At 73.7% G+C, this 22,131-nt stretch carries 17 protein-coding genes and 1 pseudogene; 6 read left to right on the top strand and 12 right to left on the bottom strand.

From position 1 onward, the window contains the following. Window positions 1–125: 125 nt before the first annotated feature. The 6 genes from R4Z62_RS29255 to R4Z62_RS29230 all read right to left on the bottom strand — a co-directional run bounded on the left by R4Z62_RS29255 (window position 126) and on the right by R4Z62_RS29230 (window position 6,425). Entirely contained in the window at window positions 126–1,055 is a 930-nt protein-coding gene (locus R4Z62_RS29255; protein WP_491521359.1) for an ABC transporter permease, read from the bottom strand. A 98-nt stretch (window positions 1,056–1,153) separates the two neighbouring features. Then, entirely contained in the window at window positions 1,154–1,999 is an 846-nt protein-coding gene (locus R4Z62_RS29250; RefSeq protein WP_064537744.1) for a glycosyltransferase family 2 protein, read from the bottom strand. A gap of 44 nt (window positions 2,000–2,043) precedes the next feature. Next, window positions 2,044–2,823, bottom strand: coding sequence for a CDP-alcohol phosphatidyltransferase family protein (locus R4Z62_RS29245; protein ID WP_173860914.1), 780 nt, complete (start codon window positions 2,821–2,823; stop codon window positions 2,044–2,046). Continuing rightward, window positions 2,801–3,862: an iron-containing alcohol dehydrogenase family protein gene (locus tag R4Z62_RS29240; RefSeq protein WP_064536349.1), complete on the bottom strand. Its 1,062-nt coding sequence runs from the start codon at window positions 3,860–3,862 to the stop codon at window positions 2,801–2,803. The genes R4Z62_RS29245 and R4Z62_RS29240 overlap by 23 nt, the downstream gene beginning before the upstream one ends. After that, a complete protein-coding gene (locus R4Z62_RS29235) occupies window positions 3,850–4,611 on the bottom strand; it encodes a phosphocholine cytidylyltransferase family protein (RefSeq protein WP_355480637.1) in 762 nt (253 codons plus the stop codon). Before R4Z62_RS29235 ends, R4Z62_RS29240 begins: the two co-directional genes overlap by 13 nt. Next, on the bottom strand, window positions 4,608–6,425 hold the full coding sequence (locus R4Z62_RS29230) for a DUF5941 domain-containing protein (RefSeq protein ID WP_491521358.1): 1,818 nt from the start codon (window positions 6,423–6,425) through the stop codon (window positions 4,608–4,610). Before R4Z62_RS29230 ends, R4Z62_RS29235 begins: the two co-directional genes overlap by 4 nt. Before the next feature lie 441 nt (window positions 6,426–6,866). On the opposite strand from R4Z62_RS29230, the gene R4Z62_RS29225 reads away from it, so the two are divergent. Both R4Z62_RS29225 and idi read left to right on the top strand, forming a co-directional pair. After that, on the top strand, window positions 6,867–7,799 hold the full coding sequence (locus R4Z62_RS29225) for a cation diffusion facilitator family transporter (protein ID WP_064536346.1): 933 nt from the start codon (window positions 6,867–6,869) through the stop codon (window positions 7,797–7,799). 212 nt (window positions 7,800–8,011) lie between these two features. Then, entirely contained in the window at window positions 8,012–8,602 is a 591-nt protein-coding gene (gene idi / locus R4Z62_RS29220; RefSeq protein WP_018568719.1) for an isopentenyl-diphosphate Delta-isomerase, read from the top strand. A 70-nt stretch (window positions 8,603–8,672) separates the two neighbouring features. Here idi and R4Z62_RS29215 read toward each other — a convergent pair whose 3' ends face one another. Then, complete coding sequence (locus tag R4Z62_RS29215) at window positions 8,673–9,176, bottom strand: ATP-binding protein (protein ID WP_355480656.1); 504 nt, start codon at window positions 9,174–9,176, stop codon at window positions 8,673–8,675. A gap of 271 nt (window positions 9,177–9,447) precedes the next feature. Here R4Z62_RS29215 and R4Z62_RS29210 point away from each other — a divergent pair, with 271 nt between their 5' ends. Next, on the top strand, window positions 9,448–10,194 hold the full coding sequence (locus tag R4Z62_RS29210) for an enoyl-CoA hydratase/isomerase family protein (protein ID WP_382848107.1): 747 nt from the start codon (window positions 9,448–9,450) through the stop codon (window positions 10,192–10,194). 9 nt (window positions 10,195–10,203) lie between these two features. Here the strand turns inward: R4Z62_RS29210 and R4Z62_RS29205 are convergent, their stop codons facing one another. Together R4Z62_RS29205 and R4Z62_RS29200 are read right to left on the bottom strand one after the other, a co-directional pair. After that, window positions 10,204–10,833 carry a DJ-1/PfpI family protein gene (locus R4Z62_RS29205; RefSeq protein ID WP_064536340.1) on the bottom strand — a complete coding sequence of 210 codons (630 nt, stop codon included), beginning with the start codon at window positions 10,831–10,833 and terminating at the stop codon, window positions 10,204–10,206. A gap of 109 nt (window positions 10,834–10,942) precedes the next feature. Beyond that, a complete protein-coding gene (locus R4Z62_RS29200; protein WP_064536338.1) occupies window positions 10,943–11,902 on the bottom strand; it encodes a GlxA family transcriptional regulator in 960 nt (319 codons plus the stop codon). A gap of 216 nt (window positions 11,903–12,118) precedes the next feature. Between R4Z62_RS29200 and R4Z62_RS29195 the strand changes: the two genes are divergently transcribed. Then, window positions 12,119–14,509 carry a Tex family protein gene (locus R4Z62_RS29195; RefSeq protein ID WP_355480631.1) on the top strand — a complete coding sequence of 797 codons (2,391 nt, stop codon included), beginning with the start codon at window positions 12,119–12,121 and terminating at the stop codon, window positions 14,507–14,509. Window positions 14,510–14,692: 183 nt separating this feature from the next. On the opposite strand, the gene R4Z62_RS29190 is transcribed toward R4Z62_RS29195, so the two are convergent. Both R4Z62_RS29190 and R4Z62_RS29185 read right to left on the bottom strand, forming a co-directional pair. Next, on the bottom strand, window positions 14,693–14,905 hold the full coding sequence (locus R4Z62_RS29190) for a hypothetical protein (protein ID WP_064536334.1): 213 nt from the start codon (window positions 14,903–14,905) through the stop codon (window positions 14,693–14,695). A gap of 122 nt (window positions 14,906–15,027) precedes the next feature. Next, window positions 15,028–16,680: an ABC-F family ATP-binding cassette domain-containing protein gene (locus R4Z62_RS29185; protein WP_491521357.1), complete on the bottom strand. Its 1,653-nt coding sequence runs from the start codon at window positions 16,678–16,680 to the stop codon at window positions 15,028–15,030. A gap of 107 nt (window positions 16,681–16,787) precedes the next feature. Between R4Z62_RS29185 and R4Z62_RS29180 the strand changes: the two genes are divergently transcribed. Then, window positions 16,788–17,753 (top strand): FAD-dependent oxidoreductase, encoded by a 966-nt coding sequence (locus R4Z62_RS29180; RefSeq protein WP_107440717.1) that lies wholly within the window; start codon window positions 16,788–16,790, stop codon window positions 17,751–17,753. A gap of 688 nt (window positions 17,754–18,441) precedes the next feature. On the opposite strand, the gene R4Z62_RS29175 is transcribed toward R4Z62_RS29180, so the two are convergent. Beyond that, complete coding sequence (locus R4Z62_RS29175; RefSeq protein ID WP_491521356.1) at window positions 18,442–20,409, bottom strand: Xaa-Pro dipeptidyl-peptidase; 1,968 nt, start codon at window positions 20,407–20,409, stop codon at window positions 18,442–18,444. Window positions 20,410–20,625: 216 nt separating this feature from the next. Between R4Z62_RS29175 and R4Z62_RS29170 the strand changes: the two are divergent. Then, window positions 20,626–22,124, top strand: a pseudogene (locus R4Z62_RS29170) (M1 family metallopeptidase). The last annotated feature ends 7 nt before the right edge of the window (window positions 22,125–22,131 follow it).

The following is a 22,131-nucleotide window of genomic DNA, read 5'->3' as shown; positions in this document are numbered from 1 at the left end:
ACAACAACACACCGATCGCGTTCAAGATTCCTAAGAACCGCGCGAGTTGACGTTTCCTTTACGGACGCGCAGCCCACCGCGACTTTCCGCCGAGGCCCTCTTCGGACAGTTCACCAGCGAGGTTTTCAGCCACGGCCGTACCTTTCCTCCGCCTTCCAGAAGTAGACGAATCCACCGGAGAAGAAGATCACGGCCCACACCAGGGCAAGCGTCCAGACGTGCGGCGGAAGGTGCGAGGCGCCGTAGCCGTCGATCAGCGCGAAGCGCATCAGGTCCATGTAGACGGCGGCCGGATTGCTCTGCATCAGCCGGATGAACCACTCCGGCCGGCCCTTGAGCATGCCGTCGATGGAGAACATCACGCCCGAGGCGTACATCCAGGTGCGCAGGAGGAACGGCATCAGCTGGGCCAGGTCCGGGGTCCCGGCGCCCATCCGGGCCACGATCAGCGACAGGCCCGTGTTGAACAGGAACTGGAGCAGCAGGACCGGGACGACCAGCAGCCACGAGAGCGCCGGCAGGCTGCCGGCGGCCATCACCACGGCGAACAGCACGATCATCGAGTACAGCAGCTGCTGGAGCTGCTGGAGCGCGAACGAGACCGGCAGCGCGGCCCGCGGGAAGTGCAGGGCGCGCACCAGGCCGAGGTTGCCGGAGATGGCCCGCACCCCCGCGGTGACGGAGCTCTGCGTGAAGGTGAAGACGAAGACACCGGTGACCAGGAAGGGCAGATACGTGCCGTTCGGCAGCCCCCGGTCGGTGCGCAGGAGCATCCCGAAGACGAAGTAGTACACGGCCGCGTTCAGCAGCGGGGTGGCCACCTGCCAGAGCTGGCCGAGCCCGGCCTGGCTGTACTGGGCGGTCAGCTTCGCCCGGGAGAAGGCCAGGACGAAGTGGCGCCTGCTCCACAGCCGGCGCGCGTACTCCAGGAGCGGGGGCCGGGCACCGCTGACGGTCAGCCCGTACTCGGCGGCGAGCCGTGCCGCCGGAAGGTTCTCCCGGGCCGGCGGCACCGCGCCGGTGCCGGTGCCGTCGTCCCGCGCGGTCTCACTCACCGGACTCGTCCTTCGTCCTCGGATGCCGGCCCGCGCGGAGTGCCGCGAGGGCACACCGCACCGGCCGGCACGGCCGACGCTCCCGAAGAACGAGCTTGTCAGATGACGGGCGGCCGCCCCAGCCGGGTGAGCCGCCAGACGGTACGCCAGCGCATGGGCCGGCGCGGACCGCAGGGGGTGGTCCAGCCCTCCTTGAAGCCGGTGAACCAGGACTTCAGGGCCGGGCGCGAGGGGCGGCGGGCCAGCGTGAGGACCATCCAGACGCCCAGGTAGACCGGGATCAGCGGGGCCGGGAGGTTGCGGCGGGCCAGCCAGACCCGGTTGCGGGCGACCATGCGGTGGTAGACCGCGTGCCGCGAGGGCGCGGTCGTGGGGTGGAACAGCACCATGTCGGACCGGTAGTCGATCATCCAGCCCGCGTCCAGGGCCCGCCAGGCCAGGTCGGTCTCCTCATGGGCGTAGAAGAACTCGTCCGGCAGGCCGCCGACCTCGGCGAGGACCTTGGTGCGGACCGCGTTGGCGCCACCGAGGAAGGTGGTGACCCGGGAGGAGCGCATCGGGTCGGAGGCCCGCAGCCGGGGCACGTGGCGGCGCTGGGTGACCCCGGTGTCGGGGTCGGCGATGCGGAAGCTGATGATGCCCAGCTTCCCGTCGTCCGCGAAGGCGCGGCGGCACAGCTCGGCGGTGTCCTGGCGGGCGAGCAGGCCGTCGTCGTCGAGGAAGAGCAGGATGTCGACGTCGGTGCCGCCGGGGCCGAATGCCTCGATGCCCACGTTGCGTCCGCCGGGGATGCCGAGGTTCTCGGGCAGCTCGACGGTGCGTACGCCCTCGGGGACGTCCGGGACGGGCGAGCCGTTGCCGACGACGACGACCTCGACCGGGTCGCCGTCCTGCTTGGCCACGGAGTCGAGCAGCGCGCGCAGCTCGTCGGGGCGGTTGCCCATGGTGATGACGACGGCCCCGACCTTCGCCGGTGTGGCCGCGCCGGTCACCGCAGCCTGCTGGAGACGAGGACCGACACCAGGTGCAGCAGGGTCTGCAGGACCGCGATGCCGGCCAGGACGGCGGTGCCGAGGCGGGTGAAGAACAGGTCGCCCCGTATCTGGTCGACGACGGCGAGGACCAGGATCAGCAGCGAGGCCTCGATGCCGAGGATCAGCCGGTGGAACTTGAGCGCGGCGGCGGCGCGGCGGGCCAGCGCCATCCCGGAGGAGCGCGGTTCGGCGGCGCTCTCCTTGACCGGGGGCAGCCCGCCCTGGTGCCGGGCCACGCCGACCAGGTCGGTCTCGGCCTTGATCAGGATCGCGCCGAGCGCGGCCAGGGTGCCCAGGAAGGCCCACAGCCAGTCGATGCGCCCGCTGCCGAACAGGTCGGCGGCGCGCAGGCCGAGGCCGACCAGGACGGCGGCGTCGGTCAGATAGGCGCCGACCCGGTCCAGGTAGACCCCGCCGAGCGAGAACTGCTGCTTCCAGCGGGCGACCTCGCCGTCGACGCAGTCCAGCAGCAGATAGAGCTGGACCGCGACGACACCGAGCACGGCGCCCCAGATCCCCGGCACCAGCAGGGCCGGGGCGGCGAGCACTCCGCACACCGTCATCAGGTACGTGAGCTGGTTGGGCGTGACCTTGGTGTTCACCAGGTAGCGGTCGACCCGCAGGGACACCTCGCGCATGTAGAGGCGTCCCATCCAGTGCTCACCGCTGCGCCGGTCCTTGACCCCCGCGGGGTGCACGACCGGCCTGAGTTCAGCTACCGATGGCCTTGACATAGTCGGCGTAGGCGTCCTTGATCTGTTCGGTCTTGAGGTCGAGGTGTTCGAGGATCGTGTAGCGGCCGGGCCGGGTCTCCGGGGCGAACTCCACGGCGCGGACGAACTCGTCCACCGTGAAGCCGATGTCCTGCGGCAGCACCGGCAGGCCGTGCCGACGCAGCACCTGCGCCATCAGGACCGCCTCCTCCCGCGCGCCGCGCAGGTGCATCGCGAAGGCCGCGCCCAGTCCGCACTGCTCGCCGTGGCTGGCGGCGCGGCGGGGGTAGAGCAGGTCGAAGGCGTGGTTGATCTCGTGGCAGGAGCCGGAGGCGGGGCGCGAGTCGCCCGAGACGGCCATGGCGATGCCGGTGAGGACCAGGGCCTCGGCCAGCACCTGGAGGAAGCCGCTGTCCTCGATGCCGCCCGGGTGCCGCAGCACCGCCTCGCCCGCCTGCCGGGCCATGGCGGCGGCCAGGCCGTCGATCTTCTCGCCGTTCACGCGGTGGGCGAGCTCCCAGTCCGCGATCGCGTTGATGTTCGAGACGGCGTCGCCGATGCCCGAGCGGACGAAGCGGGCCGGGGCCGCGCGGATGACGTCCAGGTCGATGACGACGGCGATCGGGTTGGGCACGCCGTAGGAGCCGCGGCCCGCGTCGTTGTCCAGGGTGGCGACCGGGGAGCACAGGCCGTCGTGCGCGAGGTTGGTCGGCACGGCGACCAGCGGAAGGCCGACGCGCGCGGCGGCGAACTTGGCGCAGTCGATGATCTTGCCGCCGCCCAGGCCCACCACGGCGTCGTAGTGGCCGCTCTTCATCTCGCCGGCCAGCCGGATCGCGTCGTCCAGGCTGCCGCCGCCGACCTCGTACCAGGTGGCACCGGGCAGGGTCGGGGCGATCCGCTCGCGCAGTCGGGCGCCGGAGCCGCCGCTGACGGCGACGGCGAGCCGCCCGGAGTGCGAGATGCGTTCGTCGGCGAGGACACCGGCCAGGTCGTCGAGGGCGCCGGGCCGGATGTCCACCGCGACCGGCGAGGGGATCAGCCGGGTCAGTAGCGGCACGCGATCTCCCGTCCCCGGGCGAGGTCGTCGTGGTTGTCGATCTCGACCCAGTCGACCTCGCCGATGGGCGCCACGTCGATCCGGAAGCCGCGGTCGACCAGCTCCTGGTAGCCGTCCTCGTAGTACAGCTGCGGGTCGCGCTCGAAGGTGGTCCTCAGCGCGTCGGCCAGGTCGGCGGCGGCCTCGCCCTCGATGAGGGTGACGCCGATGTACTCGCCGGTGGCCTCGGCCGGGTCCATCAGCTTGGTGATCCGGCGCACCCCGGTGGCCGGGTCGGCGACGACCTTCATCTCCTCGTCGGCCAGCGTCTTGACGGTGTCCAGGGCGAGGATGATCCGCTTGCCGTCGCCGCGGGCCGCGAGCAGGGTCTTCTCGACGGAGACGGGGTGGACGGTGTCGCCGTTGGCGAGGATCACGCCGTCCCTGAGGGCGTCACGGCCGCACCACAGGGAGTAGGCGTTGTTCCACTCCTCGGCCTTGTCGTTGTCGATGAGGGTGAGCTTCAGGCCGTACTTCCGCTCCAGGGCCGCCTTGCGCTCGTGGACGGCCTCCTTGCGGTAGCCGACGATGATCCCGGCCTCGGTCAGACCGATCTCGGCGAAGTTGGCGAGGGTGAGGTCGAGGACGGTGAGCCCGTCGGAGCCGTCCTCTATGCCCGCGGGCCCGACCGGCACCAGCGCCTTGGGCAGGGTGTCGGTGTAGGGGCGCAGACGCCGTCCGGCGCCGGCCGCCAGCACGAGGCCGATCATGCGGGTTCTCCTTCATCGTGTACGGCGGGCGCACCGTCCTTGTGGGCGGTGACCCAGAAGCGGATGCTCTCGGCGAGCACCACCACGGCGACGAGCACGGCGACGGCCGTGAGCGCGGCCTTGAACTGCGCGGCGGTGAGCAGCGCCGCCAGTACGGCGACGAGCAGGGTCCGCCCCTCCTGTCCCCCGACGGCGCGCACCAGGCGGCGCGGCGGCGCTCCGGCGTCGCCGCGGATGCGGTACACCGTGTCGTAGTGATGGTAGGCGACGGCCGCCACCAGCCCGAACGCCGCCGGAAGGGCTCCGCGCGCATCGGCGCGGGCGGCCAGGGCCAGCACGGTGCCGTACTCGGCGGCGCGGAAGAACGGCGGGACCAGCCAGTCGAGGGCGCCCTTGAGGGGGCGGGCGACGGCGAGCGCCGAGGTGAGGACGTAGCAGAGCGCGCCGGCGACCGGCCAGGGGCCGCCGAAGTCGGTGAGGGCCGCGGTGGCGACGACGGCGAGGCCGCCGACGAGGGCCACGGCGGGCGCGGCGATGCCGGGCAGCCGGCGGGCGGGCCGGGCGAAGAGGCGGGCCAGGCCCTCGGTGAGCGGGCCGCTGTCGGCGAGGTCGGCCAGCGCCTGCGCGGCACGGTCGGTGCGGGTGGCCCGGCGGGTCACCGAGCGCAGCAGACGGCCGGCGGTGGTGTACGCGGCGGCGAAGGCGCAGCCGACGAGCAGCGCGTACAGGGTGATGCGGGGGGTGGTCGCGGCGGTGAGCACCGCGATCATGGCCCAGCGTTCGCCGATGGGCAGCACGATCATCCGGCGCAGCCACACCGTCCAGCCGACGCTGTCGAGCCGGTCGGAGAGGGCGGCGGTGGGGCTGGTGTTGGCGGTGGCGTCGTGGTTCGCCTCGTTGAAGGAGAAGTCGACGACGTGCCGGCAGGTCTGGAGCACCATCGCGCCCAGGGCGAGCGCCCACACGTCGTCGCCGCCGCGGGCCGCGCCGAGGGCGAGCCCGGCGTAGTAGGCGTACTCCTTGGCCCGGTCGAAGGTGGCGTCGAGCCAGGCGCCGAGGGTGGAGTACTGGAGCGAGTAGCGGGCGAGCTGGCCGTCGGTGCAGTCCAGGACGAACGAGGCGATCAGGAGCACGCCGGCGGCGACGAAGCCGCCGCGGGTGCCGGTGGCGGCGCAGCCGGCCGCTATGAGCGCGGTGAGCAGCGAGGCGGTGGTGACCTGGTTGGGCGTCAGGCCGCGGCGGGCGCACCAGCGGGCGAGGTAGCGCGAGTACGGGCTGATGAAGAACGTGGTGAAGAAGCCGTCGCGGGCCTTGACGGCCGACTTCAGACGGACGGCCTCGTCGTCGACGGCGGCGACGGCCTGCCGTGCCTCGTTGCGGGCCTGCGGGTCGGCGGGGACGACGGCGACGAGGCGGCCGAGCTCGGGGTGGTGCACGGCGGCGCCGTCGGCGTGCAGGGCGGTGACGGCACGGTCGGCGACGCTGTCCACGGCGAGCGCGGTGCCGCCGCCGGGGGTGACCTCCCGGGCCAGCGCGCGGGTCAGGGCCGGCCGGGCGGCGGGCTGGGCGGTGACGGCGCCGGGGACGGCGGCCAGCGGGAAGCGGGGGTCGGTCAGTCCCAGGCGCAGGGCGTGGGTGTGGCCGACGAAGCGGGCGTCCACGACGGCGACGCGTTCCCCGCCGGGCACCCGGGCGAGGAGGGCCTCGGCGTCACCGGCGTCGGCGGCGTGCCGCACGTCGAAGCCGAGGGACCGCAGATCGGCCTCGATCAACGATCCGGGGACCGGCTGACCGGTGAGGATGGCGGTCGACAACCGAACTCACTCCCTGGTGCCGGCGCGCGCCGGTCATGTGCATGGTGGAGGGGTGCCGCTCGCCGCAGGGCGGCCGGGCGGCATGTCGGCAGAGGCTATCGGATGCCGGGAAGCCCGCGTCCACCGCCCGCTCGGGGGCCGATCGACGTCATCTGCCGCAGCCTGCGCCGCGATCATCATGGGTGATCCGGGGGCCGGGTCACAAACTCCGCGCCGGATCCGGGCGTTCGCCCCGTCGGCGCGGGGCGCGGCGCGGACGGCGGCGCGCGGGCCGCGCGCCGGGGCGCCGCCCCGCCGAAACGTTCTGACCTGCGGATCGTTTACGCAGGTCAGGGCACATGACAACGGTGTTCAGTGCCGCGTTGCCCCATACCCCCCGCCCGTAGTTCACTGTGGTTCCTGGCGGATATCCGGGACGGAACTCAGGAGGGTGGAGAGGCTATGGGGGCCGGTCACGACCACGGGCACACGCACGGCGCCGCCGGTACGGCGGCGGCCGCCCACCGCGGCACGCTGCGCGTCGCGCTGTCGATCACGCTCGCCGTCATGGTGGTGGAGATCGTCGGCGGGGTGCTCGCGGACTCGCTCGCGCTGGTCGCGGACGCCGCGCACATGGCGACGGACGCCCTGGGCCTGGGCATGGCGCTGCTCGCCATCCACTTCGCGAACCGGCCGGCGGGCGGCAACCGCACCTTCGGCTACGCCCGCGCCGAGATCCTCGCCGCGCTGGCCAACTGCCTGCTGCTGCTCGGCGTCGGCGGCTACGTCCTGTACGAGGCGGTGCAGCGGTTCATGACGCCCGCCGAGACGCACGGCGGGCTGATGATCGTGTTCGGTCTGATCGGCCTGGTGGCGAACTCGGTGTCGCTGACGCTGCTGATGCGGGGCCAGCAGGAGAGCCTGAACGTGCGGGGCGCCTTCCTGGAGGTGGCCGCGGACGCGCTCGGCTCGCTGGCCGTCATGATCTCGGCCGCGGTCATCCTGCTCACCGGCTGGCAGGCCGCCGACCCGGTCGCCTCGCTCGCCATCGGCCTGCTGATCGTGCCGCGCACGGTCAAGCTGCTGCGCGAGACCCTGGACGTCCTGCTGGAGGCCGCCCCGAAGAACGTGGACATGGACGAGGTGCGCGCGCACATCCTGGCCCTGGACGGCGTCGAGGACGTCCATGATCTGCACGCCTGGACGATCACCTCCGGCCTTCCGGTACTGTCCGCGCACGTGGTGGTCAGTTCCGAGGTGCTGAGCGCCATCGGTCACGAAAAGCTGTTGCACGAGCTGCAGGGCTGCCTCGGCCACCACTTCGACGTGGAGCACTGCACCTTCCAGCTGGAGCCCGGCGGGCACGCCGAGCACGAGGCGCGGCTGTGCCACTGAGCGCCGTCCCGGGCGCCGGTCCGCCGGGGGACCCCGACGGTTCCGCCGGTGTCCGGCAGGGCACGATCAGTAACCGGGCCCTCGTGCGCTGAGCGTCCGTGTCCGGTCGTGTCCACACCCGGGCGCGGGACATGCGGGTACGCCGGGAAGTGCCGGGAGTGCCGGTTTCGTGCGGCAGACTTGGGGCTCGAGGACCGATGCGAAGGATGGGTATGCCGATCACACCTGCCACCGCGACGCACAGCTCGTCGAACGGCACCGCGGACGCGATCTTGCTGGAACTCGTCGACGAGGACGGCGTGACGATCGGCACCGCGGAGAAGCTCGCCGCGCACCAGCCGCCGGGGCAGTTGCACCGCGCCTTCTCCGTGTTCCTCTTCGACGAGCAGGGCCGGCTGCTGCTCCAGCAGCGGGCGCTGGGCAAGTACCACTCCCCCGGCGTGTGGTCCAACACCTGCTGCGGTCATCCGTACCCCGGCGAGTCGCCGTTCGCGGCGGCGGCCCGGCGGACCTACGAGGAGCTGGGGGTCTCGCCGACGCTGCTCGCGGAGGCGGGCACCGTCCGCTACAACCACCCGGACCCGGCGTCGGGCCTGGTGGAGCAGGAGTTCAACCACCTGTTCGTCGGCCTGGTGCAGTCGGCGCTGCGGCCCGATCCGGAGGAGGTCGGCGCGACCGCGTTCGTCTCCCCGGCGGAGCTGGCCGAGCGGCACGCGCGCGACCCGTTCTCCGCGTGGTTCATGACGGTGCTGGACGCGGCCCGTCCGGCGGTCCGGGAGCTGACCGGCCCCGCGGGCTGGTGAGGCCGTAGGGCCCGGCCCGCCGGGGCCACGGCGGCTACGACGGCTACGGGGCCCACGGCGGTCACGACGGCTACGACGCGGGGGTGAGCGGCAGGGCGGCCCAGATCACCTTGCCGCCGCTCGCCGTGTGCTGGACGTCGCAGACCCCGCCGGCCTCCCGGGCGATCTCGCGCACCAGCAGCAGTCCGCGCCCGCCGGTGCGGCCGTGGTCGGTCTCCAGCGCGGTCGGCCGGTAGGGGTGGCCGTCCTCCACGGAGACCCGCAGCCACTCGGCGCCGACGGCCACCTCCACGGCGAGCACCGGCGACACCACCGCCGCGTGCCGCACCGCGTTCGTGACCAGCTCGGACACGATCAGCAGCAGTCCGTGCACCAGGTCGTCGGAGACCGGCACCCGCTGGCGCAGCAGCAGGTCGCGCACGGCGTGCCGGGCCTGCGGGACGGAGGCGTCGACGGCGGGCGCGGTGAAGCGCCAGACTCCCTCGTACGGCAGCGGGTGCGGCGGTGCTCCGGTCGGCGGGGCCCCCGTGCCGCCTGCCGGGCGCGGTCCGTTCCCGCGCCCCTGGTCGTCCATCGTCCGGTCGCCGCCCTCGCGCTCGATTGTCACCACACGTCGAGTGTTGGTAACGCGGCGCTCATCCCCAAGGACTGACGCAAGTCGGCCGGTATCCGGCGCGTCCCGATCGTTCCTGGCTGTTCCGGCCCCCCAGAGAAACGGTTCTGCTCAGTCGGTGCCGCGTTTGCGAACTCTTCGGTTTGTACGGATCGCGCGGGCGGCACCGCCCCGGGAGCGCGGTCGCACCCGTCCCGTTCGCACACCCGCTCGCACCGATAGCATCCGGGCCATGGAGCCGCAGCTGCTGCACGACGTCACCGACGCGATCGCCACCGTCGTCGTCCACCACCCGGCCAAGCGCAACGCCATGACCGCCGCGATGTGGCGCGCGCTGCCACCGCTCCTGGACCGCCTGGCCGCCGATCCGGGCGTACGGGTCCTGGTGCTGACCGGCGCGGACGGGACGTTCTGCGCCGGGGCGGACATCTCCACGCTCCGGCGCTCGCCCGAGGAGGCGCAAACGCTGGCGGTGGCGGCCGAGGAGGCGCTCGCCGCCTTCCCCAAGCCGACCCTGGCGGCGGTGCGCGGGCACTGCGTCGGCGGCGGCGCCCAGCTCGCGGCCGCCTGCGATCTGCGGTTCGCCGAGGAGGGCGCGCTGTTCGGGGTGACCCCGGCGAAGCTCGGCATCGTCTACCCCGCCTCCGCGACCCGGCGGCTGGTGTCCCTGGTGGGCCCGGCCACCACCAAGTACCTGCTCTTCTCCGGCGAGTTGATCGACGCGCAGCGGGCGCTGCGCACCGGTCTCGTCGACGAGGTGCTGCCCGGGGGCGGACTCGGCAAGCGGGTCGCGGAGTTCACCGGGGTGCTGGCCGCGCGCTCGCAGCTGACGCAGGCGGCGGCCAAGGAGTTCGCGGACGGCCGCACCGGCCGGGACGCCCACTGGAGCGCCGAGGCACGCGGCAGCGGCGACACCGCCGAGGGGGTCGCCGCCTTCCTGGAGCGCAGGACACCGCGCTTCACCTGGAGCGCCGGGTAGGGCTCCGGATCAGCGCGCGCGTCCGGCGCCGCGGAACTCCTCCACCAGATGGGCGGGCGCCTTCTGCGGGGACCCGGCGTCGTAGGGCGGCTGCGGGTCGTACTCGATCAGGAGCTGGACGGCCTGCGCCCGCTCGTCGCCCGCGATCCGGCCGAACAGGGTCAGGCCCATGTCGATGCCGGCCGAGACACCGGCGGCGGTGACGTACTTGCCGTCGGTCACCACCCGCTCGCCGGTGGGCTCGGCGCCGAAGGTCCCCAGGTGGTCGAGAGCCAGCCAGTGCGAGGTGGCGCGCCGGCCGCGCAGCAGTCCGGCGGCGCCCAGCAGCAGGGAGCCGGTGCACACCGAGGTGGTCCAGGTGGTGGTCGCGTCGGCGGCGCGCAGCCAGTCGAGGAGCACCGGATTGTCCATCTGGGTCCGCTGCCCGGGGCCGCCCGGCACGACCACGATGTCGGGGGACGGTACGTCGGCCAGGGTGCGGTCGGCGCTCAGGGCGAGGTTGTCGGTGTCGGCACGCACGGGCCCGGTCCGCTCGGCGACGAAGACGGTGTCCGCCCCGGGCAGCCGGCCCAGCGTCTCGTAGGGGCCCACGGCGTCCAGGGCGGTGAAGTGGTCGTAGAGGACGATGGCGATCTGCATGGTGTTCCCTCCGGTGGGGGCGTGTGATGGGCGCGGGGCGCGTGCTGCGTGGTGCGCGGTGCGCAGGTGGTACGCGGGTCGCGGCGGTCAGGCGGTGCGCGCGCGGCGGTCAGGCGGTCGGGGCGGGGCGGAAGCGGCGGCGGTACTCCGCCGGGGCGGCGCCCAGAGTGCGGACGAAGGCGCGCCGCATGGCCTCGGGGGTGCCGTAACCGCTGGCCCGGGAGATCTCCTCGACGCCGTCGGCGGTGTCCTCCAGCAGCCGCCGGGCGTGTTCCAGGCGGACCCGGTCGACGTACCGGCCGGGTGTCATGCCCGTCTCGGCGCGGAAGGCGCGGGCGAAGTGGCGCGGCGAGAGGGCGGCGCGGGCGGCCAGCGCGTCCACGCCCAGGTCGCCGGCCGGGTGCTCGGTGATCCACTGCTGGAGGTCCCGGAGCGGGTCGCGGTGCGCCGTCTGGGCGGTGAGCTGGGCGCTGAACTGGGCCTGGTTGCCCGGTCTGCGCAGGAACACCACCAGATGGCGGGCGACGCGGAGCGCGGTGTCCCGGCCCAGGTCCTCCTCGACGAGCGCGAGCGCCAGGTCGATCCCCGCGGTGACCCCGGCCGAGGTCGACACCGTGCCGTCCCGTACGAAGATCGGGTCGGCCTCGACCCGCACCGCCGGGTGGTCGCGGGCCAGGGTGGCGCAGTACGCCCAGTGGGTGGTGCACCGGCGGCCGTCCAGCAGCCCCGCTCGGGCCAGCAGGATCGCGCCGGTGCACACCGAGACCAGCCGGGCCGCGCGCGGCCCCTGTCCGCGCACCCAGTCGACCAGGCGCGGATCGGGCCTGCGGGTGCCCTCGCCGCCGGGCAGGACCAGGGTGTGCGGCACGGACGCCTCGTCGAGCGAGGAGTCCGGTACGACGTTCAGACCGCTGGAGGTGCGTACGGGTGCGCCGTCCAGGGAGGCCGTGCGCACCCGGTAGCTGCCGGGTGTCTGCTTCTCGGCACCGGCGAAGACCTCCAGGGGGCCGGTGACGTCCAGGCTCTGCACGCCGTCGAAGAGGACGAAGAGAACGGTTCGCTGCGCCATGGTCCCGATTCTCGGCGGCCCCGCCGACGGCCGCAACGACGGATTCCCCACCTTTTCTGCCATGCGTCCGGTGGACGCCCGTCGGGGCGCGCGCAGCGCGTGCGGCGCGGTCCGGGCGCGCGACGCGCCCCGCCGGACACCGCCCTGTCCCCCGCTTGTCGGTGCCGCCTGCCACAATTGCCGCGCAACCCGAAGTGGAGAAGGCGGTACGGGAACGTGACGACACCCCTCACAGGGTCCATCGAAGGCAGGATCGCCGAGGAGCTCGGCGTACGGGAGCGGCAGGTCAAGGCCGCCGTGGAGCTGCTCGACGGCGGTTCGACGGTGCCCTTCATCGCCCGCTACCGCAAGGAGGCCACCGAGACGCTCGACGACGCGCAGCTGCGCACGATCGAGGAGCGGCTGCGCTATCTGCGGGAGCTGGAGGACCGGCGGGCCGCGATCCTGGAGTCGGTGCGCGAGCAGGGCAGGCTCACCGACGAGCTGGAGGCGCGGATCCGCGGCGCCGAGACCAAGGCGCGGCTGGAGGACATCTACCTGCCGTTCAAGCCGAAGCGGCGCACCAAGGCGCAGATCGCGCGCGAGGCGGGCCTCGAACCGCTGGCGGACGGCCTGCTCGGCGACCCGGGTGTCGAGCCGTCGGCCGCGGCGGCGGCGTTCGTGGACGCGGACAAGGGCGTCGCCGATCCGCAGGCCGCCCTGGACGGGGCCCGCGCGATCCTCGCCGAGCGGTTCTCCGAGGACGCCGACCTGATCGGCGAGCTGCGCGAGCGCATGTGGACACGCGGGCGGCTGGCCGCGAAGGTGCGCGAGGGCAAGGAGGAGGCGGGCGCGAAGTTCGCCGACTACTTCGACTTCGCCGAGCCGTTCACCGACCTGCCCTCGCACCGGATCCTGGCGATGCTGCGCGGCGAGAAGGAGGAGGTCCTCGACCTCGTCCTGGAGCCCGAGGAGGCCACCGAGGGACCGTCCTCGTACGAGGGGATCGTGGCGCACCGCTTCGGCATCGCCGACCGCGGCCGGCCCGCCGACAAGTGGCTGAAGGACACCGTCCGCTGGGCCTGGCGCACCCGGATCCTCGTCCATCTCGGCATCGACCTGCGGCTGCGGCTGCGCACGGCCGCCGAGGACGAGGCGGTGGACGTGTTCGCGGCCAACCTGCGCGACCTGCTGCTGGCCGCCCCGGCCGGCACCCGCGCCACGCTCGGCCTGGACCCGGGCTTCCGTACGGGCGTGAAGGTCGCCGTGGTCGACGCGACCGGCAAGGCCGTCGCCACGGACGTGATCCACCCGCACGTCCCGGCCAACAAGTGGGACCAGTCCATCGCCACGCTGGCGCGGCTGGCCGAGGAGCACGCGGTCGAACTGATCGCCATCGGCAACGGCACGGCCTCGCGGGAGACCGACAAGCTCGCCGCCGACCTGATCAGCAGGCACCCGGAGCTGAACCTCACCAAGGTGATGGTGTCGGAGGCGGGCGCCTCGGTGTACTCGGCCTCCGCCTACGCCTCGCAGGAGCTGCCCGGCATGGACGTGTCGCTGCGCGGCGCGGTGTCCATCGCGCGCCGGCTCCAGGACCCGCTGGCCGAGCTGGTGAAGATCGACCCGAAGTCGATCGGCGTCGGCCAGTACCAGCACGACCTCTCCGAGGTGAAGCTCTCCCGCTCCCTGGACGCGGTGGTCGAGGACTGTGTGAACGGCGTGGGCGTGGACGTCAACACGGCGTCCGTGCCGCTGCTCGCGCGGGTCTCCGGCATCACCTCGGGCCTCGCCGAGAACATCGTGTCGCACCGCGACGCCAACGGCCCCTTCACCTCGCGCGCCCAGCTGAAGAAGGTCTCCCGGCTCGGCCCGAAGGCGTACGAGCAGTGCGCGGGCTTCCTGCGGATCCGTGGCGGCGACGATCCGCTGGACGCCTCCAGCGTCCACCCGGAGGCGTATCCGGTGGTGCGCCGCATGGTGAAGACGACGGGCCAGGAGGTGGCCTCCCTCGTGGGCAACACGGGCGTGCTGCGTTCGCTGCGCCCGGCCGACTTCGTCGACGACACCTTCGGTCTGCCCACGGTCTCCGACATCCTCAAGGAGCTGGAGAAGCCGGGGCGCGACCCGCGGCCCGCCTTCCGGACGGCCACCTTCAAGGAGGGCGTGGAGAAGATCTCCGACCTGTCCTCCGGGATGGTCCTGGAGGGCGTGGTGACGAACGTGGCGGCCTTCGGGGCGTTCGTGGACGTCGGCGTCCACCAGGACGGTCTGGTGCATGTCTCCGCGATGTCGAGGACGTTCGTGAAGGACCCGCGGGACGTGGTCAAGCCCGGTGACATCGTCAAGGTGAAGGTCCTGGACGTCGACATCCCGCGCAAGCGGATCTCGCTGACCCTGCGCCTGGACGACACGGCGGCTCCGCAGGAGCGGCAGGGCCAGGGCGGCGGCGGTGAGGCGCGCAGGCAGCGCGGCGGCCGGCCGCCGCAGCAGCGGCAGGGCCAGGGGCGCGGCGGCGGTGGGGGCGGCGGCGGTGCGCGTCAGGCGCCGGCGCCGGCCAACAGCGCCATGGCGGACGCGCTGCGCCGCGCGGGACTGCTGAACGGCGGGGACAAGGGCCGCCGCTGACACACCGCGGGCCCGGTCGGCGCCGCCGTGCGGCGGCGCGGACCGGGCCCGGTGGTCCTCAGGCCCTCGAAAAGGCCCCGGCGCGGCCGGCCGTCCACCGTCCGGTGCGTGTCACTGCCTGGGACACGCGGGCGGGGCGGGCCGGGTGCGACGGGGCCGGGGGCCCGGCGGCGCTGCGGGACGTCAGCGCGGGCTCTGGCCGGGGGGCAGCGCGGAGTGCGCGCGGGGACCGGCGCCGCGTCCGGCGGGGCCGGGCTCGAAGGCGCCCGACGGCCGGCCCGTCCGCATCACCTGGTCGAGCTCCCGCCGTATGCTCGTCGCCGCGTCACGGACCCGTGCGGGCACGTCCCCGCGTTCGGCGACGAGTTGGTGGTAGATGGGCGCGTCCTGGAACATGGACAACCATGCCTTTCGGTCTGCGGTGCGGTCTCTGTGCGCTGGACAACGGTTGCCGAGTGTAAAGCCCCGTGGGTGCGGCCCCGGTGGGCGCCTCCCGGGGCCGCCGCCGCGACCGGCCCTCAGAACGCGCCCGGGTACTCGCTCACCTTGCCGTCCACGACCTCCAGGCGGCGGGTGGTGCGGACGGCCCGCAGCATGCGCCGGTCGTGGGTCACCAGCAGGAGAGTGCCCTCGTAGGCGTCCAGGGCGGACTCCAGCTGCTCGATGGCGGGCAGGTCCAGGTGGTTGGTCGGCTCGTCCAGGACGAGCAGGTTGACGCCCCTGCCCTGGAGCAGGGCGAGCGCGGCCCTGGTGCGCTCGCCCGGCGAGAGCGTCGCGGCGGGGCGCAGCACGTGGTCCGCCTTCAGGCCGAACTTGGCGAGCAGGGTGCGTACGTCGGCGGGCTCGGTGTCCGGGACGGCCGCGCGGAAGGCGTCCAGCAGCGCTTCGGAACCGTGGAACAGGTGCCGGGCCTGGTCGACCTCGCCGACCAGGACGCCGGAGCCGAGGGTGGCGTGCCCCGCGTCCAGGGGGAGGCGGCCCAGCAGCGCGGCGAGCAGGGTGGACTTGCCCGCGCCGTTGGCTCCGGTGACCGCCACCCGGTCCGCCCAGTCGATCTGGAGGGAGACGGGACCGAGCGCGAAGGAGCCGCGCCGCACCTCCGCGTCGCGCAGCGTGGCGACGACCGCGCCCGAGCGGGGGGCCGCCGCGATCTCCAGGTGCAGCTCCCACTCCTTGCGGGGCTCCTCCACGGTCTCCAGGCGCTCGATCATGCGCTGGGTCTGGCGGGCCTTGGCGGCCTGCTTCTCGCTGGCCTCGCTGCGGAACTTGCGGCCGATCTTGTCGTTGTCGCTTCCCGCCTTGCGCCGGGCGTTCTTCACCCCCTTGTCCATCCAGGCCCGCTGCGTCTGCGCGCGCTCTTGGAGGGCCGCCTTCTTGTCGGCGTACTCCTCGTAGTCGTCGCGGGCGTGCCGGCGGGCGACCTCGCGCTCCTCCAGATAGGCCGCGTAGCCGCCGCCGTAGAGATTGATCTGCCGCTGGGCGAGGTCGAGTTCGAGGACCTTGGTGACGGTGCGGGTGAGGAACTCGCGGTCGTGGCTGACGACGACCGTGCCCGCGCGCAGACCGGTGACGAAGCGTTCGAGCCGGTCCAGGCCGTCCAGGTCCAGGTCGTTGGTCGGTTCGTCGAGCAGGAAGACGTCGTAGCGGGAGAGCAGCAGGGAGGCGAGCCCGGCGCGGGCCGCCTGGCCGCCCGACAGGGACGTCATGGCCTGGTCCAGGTCGACGGCGAGACCGAGCGAGCCGGTGGTCTCCTCGGCGCGTTCGTCGAGGTCGGCGCCGCCGAGGCCGAGCCAGCGCTCCAGGGCGGCGGCGTAGGCGTCGTCCGCGCCCGGGGCGCCGTCGACGAGCCCCTGGGTGGCCTCGTCCATGGCGCGCTGGGCGGCGGCGACCCCGGTGCGGCGGGCCAGGAACTCCCGTACGGTCTCGCCGGGACGGCGCTCGGGTTCCTGGGGCAGGTGGCCGACGGTCGCGGTCGGCGGGGAGAGCGCGAGGTCGCCCTGCTCGGGCACGGCCAGTCCGGCGAGGATCCGCAGCAGGGTGGACTTGCCCGCGCCGTTGGCGCCGACGAGACCGATCACGTCCGAGGGGGCGACGACGAGGTCGAGCCCGGTGAACAGCGCGCGGTCGCCGTGTCCGGCGGCGAGGTTCTTGGCGACGAGGGTGGCAGTCATCAGAGGGCCGATCCTAGAGCCTGGCGGTGCCCGGCCCGCAGCCCGGTGCGGGCCGGGCACGGGGATCCGGCCGGGCGCGCCCAGGCGCCTTCGGCTACGGTCCCGGGATGAACGGTGAACTGAGCGGCGATGTGGTGGTGGTCGGCGGCGGGGTCATAGGACTGACCACCGCCGTGGTGCTGGCCGAGGGCGGCCGGCGGGTGCGGGTGTGGGCGCGCGAGCCCGCCGAGCGGACGACCTCGGCGGTGGCCGGCGGCCTGTGGTGGCCGTACCGGATCGAGCCGGAGGCGCTCGTCGGGGAGTGGGCGCTGCACACGCTGGACGTGTACACGGAGCTGGCCGCGCGCCCCGAGGAGACCGGCGTGCGGATGGTCGAGGGCGTGCACGGCGGCACCCGGCTGGACGGGCTCGGTGCGTGGGCGGCGCGGGTGCCGGGGCTGCGCCCGGCGCGCGCCGGGGAGTACGCGGGTACGGCGCTGTGGGCGCGGCTGCCGGTGGTCGACATGTCGGTTCATCTGCCGTGGCTGCGGGAGCGGCTGCGCGCCGCGGGCGGGGTCATCGAGGAGCGGACGGTGCCGGAGCTGGCCGCCGTGGACGCCCCGGTGGTGGTGAACTGCGCCGGGCTCGGCGCGCGCGATCTCGTTCCTGATCCGGAGGTGCATCCGGTGCGCGGGCAGCTGGTGGTCGTGGCGAACCCGGGGGTCACCACCTGGCTGACCGCCGTCGACGACGTCTCCGCGGAGTCCGTCTACTACATCCCGCAGCCGGGCGGTCTCCTGCTCGGCGGGACGGCCGAGGAGGACGACTGGTCGACGGAGCCGGATCCGGCGGTGGCCGAGCGGATCGTCGCCCGGTGCGCGGCCCTGCGGCCGGAGATCGCCGGTGCGCGGGTGCTGGCGCACCGGGTGGGACTGCGCCCGGCACGGCGCACCGGCGTACGCCTGGAGCGCGAGACCCTGCCGGACGGCCGGACCCTGGTCCACAACTACGGCCACGGCGGCGCCGGAGTGACCGTGGCCTGGGGCTGCGCGCGGCAGGCCGCCGGCCTCGCGGTCCCGGCCCCCTCGAACTGACCGCGCCTCGCGACCGTGCCCGCGTGACGGCAGCCCGGAACCGGCCGGGCGGCGGACGCGGGAGGGCGCCCGCCTGGGGCGCGCGGAAGCGGTACGCGCGGTGCGCGGCGCCGTGTCACCCGCTCGACCCGGTGGGCCGGCGGCGCGCGGGGGGCAGGTGCGCCGGTTGGATGCGGGCGGACGCGTGCGGCCCGGCGCCGGAGCGCGCGACGGCGCGGGCGCGGGCTCGGACCGGCGGCGCGCGCCGGTCCGGCGGACGCGAGGGCGCGCGCGGGGCGAGCGGGCAGGGCGCGCGGGGACGCGGCCCGGACGTGGCGGAGAGAGCGGGGGTCTCAGGGCGGCTGCCGGTCGGTGCCGCGTGCCGGACCGGGTGGTGTGCGCGGTGGACGGTGGACAGGGAGATCGCCGGGCCCGCCTCCGGCGCGCTCGCGGCGCCGCTCGGTGCCGGGGCCGTCACCGGCCGGGCGACGGATGAGCCATGCGGGGGGCCGAGCGCGGGGCGAGCCGGCCGGTCGGGGTGCGGGAACACGGTCCGGCCGTGCCGGGGGGAGGCGGGCCCCCGGCAGGGCTGTCGGCCGGTGCCGCGTGCCGGACCGGTGGGCCCGGCGGACGGGAGGGGCGGCCGGCCCGTCGGCCCGGCCGCCCCCGTTCCTTCGGCGCGCTCGCGGCGCCTGTCAGTGCCGGGCCGTCACCGGCCGGGCAGCGGGTGGGCGGTGTGCGGGGCGCGCAGGCCGGTCAGGGCGTGCGGGGACGCGGTCCGGCCGGTCGTGGCGGAGGCGGTGGCGCGGGCGAACGCCGGTGCGCCGCCGACCAGCGGGAGGGCGGCCGAGGTGCGCGACAGGTCCAGGGTGAGGGTCGGGGTGGTGGACGGCGGGTCGATGAGGTCCTTGTCCGTGCCCGCGACGATCAGCGCCAGGCGGTGGCCCCGGGGCACGACGTGGTCGGTCGCGGCCAGGTCGAGCGTCAGCGTGTACGCCTTGCCCGGGACGAGCGGGCCGCCCTTGCCCTGCGGGGTGCGGTGGCCGAGGTCGGCCCAGCCGCGGCTGACGACGGTGAAGTCGACCGCGGTCGTCTTCGCGGCCGTCTCCAGGTAGCAGGCGCTGTCCCCGGCGGTGCTCGCGCCCCAGCAGGTGCGGGCGGCGAGCGTGGTGATGCCCTCGCCGGCGTCGGTGTAGTCGCGGATGGTGTCGGGGCCGACGTCGACGAGGACGGCGGACAGATGGGCGCTCGCGGTGGTGGACGCGGCGGTCACGGTGACCCGGGAGGAACCGGACAGCCGCAGATCGCGGGTGAGCGGGCCGGTGACGAACCCGGCCTTGTCCGGGGACGGGCTGTCGATCCGCGCGGCCCAGTCGGTCTCGCTGCGCTTCGGGTCGTCGGTGAAGGTCTCGGTGCCCCGGGCGGGCCGCAGGCCGAGGGTGCCGACGCCCGCGGTGGTGCCGGGCGCGGGACGCAGGGTGGTCGTGGCGGTGCCGCGCGGCGGCCAGAGCGGGGTGGTCTCCCACTGGTCGGGGTGGCGTTCGACGTCGGCCATGGGTTCGCGGTCGATACCGTTGTCGTAGCCGAGGAGTTCGTGGTCGAACCAGCGGTGCAGGGTGTCGACCCAGGCGCCGCGGCGGTAGTCGAACGGGTCGACGTGGCCGGTCTGGGAGAGCCAGATCTTGCGCTCCACGCCGTGGGCGGCGAGGGCGTCCCACCACTGGCCGAAGTTCTTGGTGCGGACGTTGAGGTCCTGCATGCCGTGGACGACGAAGACGCTGGCGCGGACCTTGCCCGCGTCCTTGACGTAGTCGCGCTCGGACCACAAGGGGGTCCAGTCGCCGTTGCGCGGGGCCCCGTCGACGAGTTTCTGCTGCACGGCGGCGCAGTGGGCGTGCGCGGCGTCGCTCTCGACCGCGTCGGAGAGCCATTCGGGGCCCGAGCCGTAGAGCGGGGCGCCCTGGGAGAAGTAGTAGTCGTACCAGGAGGAGATGGCGCTGATGGGCACGATGGTCTTCAGGCCCTTGACGCCGGTGGCGGCCACGCCGTTGGCGATGGTGCCGTCCCAGCTCTTGCCGATCATGCCGGTCTTCCCGTCGGTCCAGGTGGCCTTGACGGGGGTGGTGCCGGTGCGGGTGCTGTAGGCCCTGGCACGGCCGTTGAGCCAGTCGACGACGGCCTTGGCCGACTGGATGTCGGAGCGGCCGCCGACGTCGACGCAGCCGTCCGAGCGGTTGGTGCCGGTCAGGTCGACGCCGACGAAGGCGTAGCCGCGCGGCACGAAGTAGTTGTCGTAGTTCAGGGGCATCTGCACGACGTGGCCGTCCGCGTCGTACGTCTTCAGCTGGCTCTCGTTGCCGCGTCCGCAGCAGGAGTAGTAGGGGCTGGCGTCCATGATCACGGGCACCTTGCGGCCCTGCTGGGCTGCTTCCCGGGGCCGGACGATGTCGGCGGCGACGCGGTCGGACTTCCCGTCGCCGTCCCCGTCGAGTCCGGTGTCGACCCAGACGGACTCGCGGACGGCGTCGGCGTAGGAGTAGACGGGCCGGCTCTCGCGGGGGCCGCGGGCGTCCTGGTGGGCGGCGTGCGCCGCCGGGCTGAGGAGGACGGCCGCCAGGACGGCGACGGCCGCCACGGCGAGCGTTCTCCAGGTGGTCATGCGCATGCTGTTCGGCATGAGCGGGACGGTACAGGGGGCAACTGCCGTGCAGAAGAGGGAAGCTGACGTGTCGCCGGGACAGGGGTGACGAAAGGGACCACAGGAGCACGAGAGTGTTTCGCTCATGACGGCCGAATGGCGATCTTGTGACAGCGGTGGCCATGGACATGGCTGGGGTCACAGGGACTCAATAGGCTCCGAACAGACCTCGTCCCCCTACGACTTGGAGCTGACGTGCACCGCAGAATCATCGTGCCGGGCACTCTGGCGGCGGCCTCCCTCCTGCTGGCGATCCCGGCGTCGGCCGCGAGCCACTCCCCCGGCGCGCCGGGCTTCGGCGACCCCTACTACCCCGACTACGGCAACGGCGGCTACGACGTCTCCCACTACGACCTCCGGCTGACGTACCAGCCCGCGACGGACGAGCTGGAGGGCACCGCGACGATCTCGGCGCGGACCACGCAGGACCTGTCCAGCTTCGACCTGGACTTCCTGCTGGACGTGAGCGAGGTGCGGGTCAACGGGACCAAGGCCGCCTTCACCACGGCCCGGCAGCACGAGCTGGTGGTCACGCCGAAGAGCCCGCTGGCCAAGGGCACACCGGTCACGGTGGTCGTGCGCTACCGCGGTGTGCCCTCCACCAAGAGCGCGTACGGCTTCTCCACCTGGCACCGCACCCCGGACGGCGCCGTCGCGGCGGACGAGCCCGAGGCCGCCTGGTGGTGGTTCCCGAGCAACGACCACCCCGGCGACAAGGCCACCTACGACGTGTCGGTGGCGGTGCCGGACGGCACGCAGGCGATCTCCAACGGCACCCTCCAGTCGGTCTCCTCCAAGCTGGGCTGGACCCGCTACAACTGGCGGCAGAACAAGCCGCAGGCGACCTATCTGTCCACGCTCGCGCTCGGGAAGTTCGACATCACCACCGGCACCTCCGAGGGCGGTGTCCCCGATCGTCAACGCCTACAGCAAGGACCTCGGCGACAACGATGGCGCGGCGCGGGCGAGCGTGGAGCGCACCGGGGAGATCGTCGACTGGCTGAGCGGCTATTTCGGGCCGTATCCGTTCAGCTCGGCGGGCGGCTACGTGCCGAACACGACCACCGGGTACGCGCTGGAGACGCAGACCCGCGTCTACTACAGCCCCGCGCAGTTCGCGGGCGGCTCCAACACCTCCGTGGTGGTGCACGAGCTGGCCCACCCAGTGGTACGGGGACAGCGTGTCGCTCAAGGGCTGGAAGGACATCTGGATCAACGAGGGCTTCGCGCGGTACGCGCAGTGGCTGTGGTCCGAGCACGAGGGCGAGGGCACGGCGCAGGAGCTGGCGGACTACGTGTACGCCTCGCACCCGGCGGACGACGCCTTCTGGACGGTGAAGCCGGGCGACCCGGGCCCCGACCACCAGTTCGACGCGCCGGTCTACGACCGGGGTGCCGTCGCCATCCAGGCGCTGCGCAACGCGATCGGTGACAAGGCGTTCTTCGCCCTGCTGAAGGGCTGGCCGCAGCAGCACGCCTACGGCAACGCCTCCGTGGCCGACTTCCAGAAGTACGCCGAGCAGGTGTCCGGCAAGCCGCTGGCCGCACTCTTCGACACCTGGCTCTTCCAGCCGGTCAAGCCGGCCGCTCCCGCCGCACGGGCGGCGTCCTTCGCCGCGCCGGCCGGGGCCGTCCCGGCGCAGCCCCGCTCGTGGAAGAAGATCGAGGCGACGAACGACGTCCACGCCAGGTGACCCCACG

This window comes from Streptomyces sp. PL-25 (genome assembly GCF_058344915.1).
This window is presented reverse-complemented; position numbering and strand designations above follow the sequence as displayed.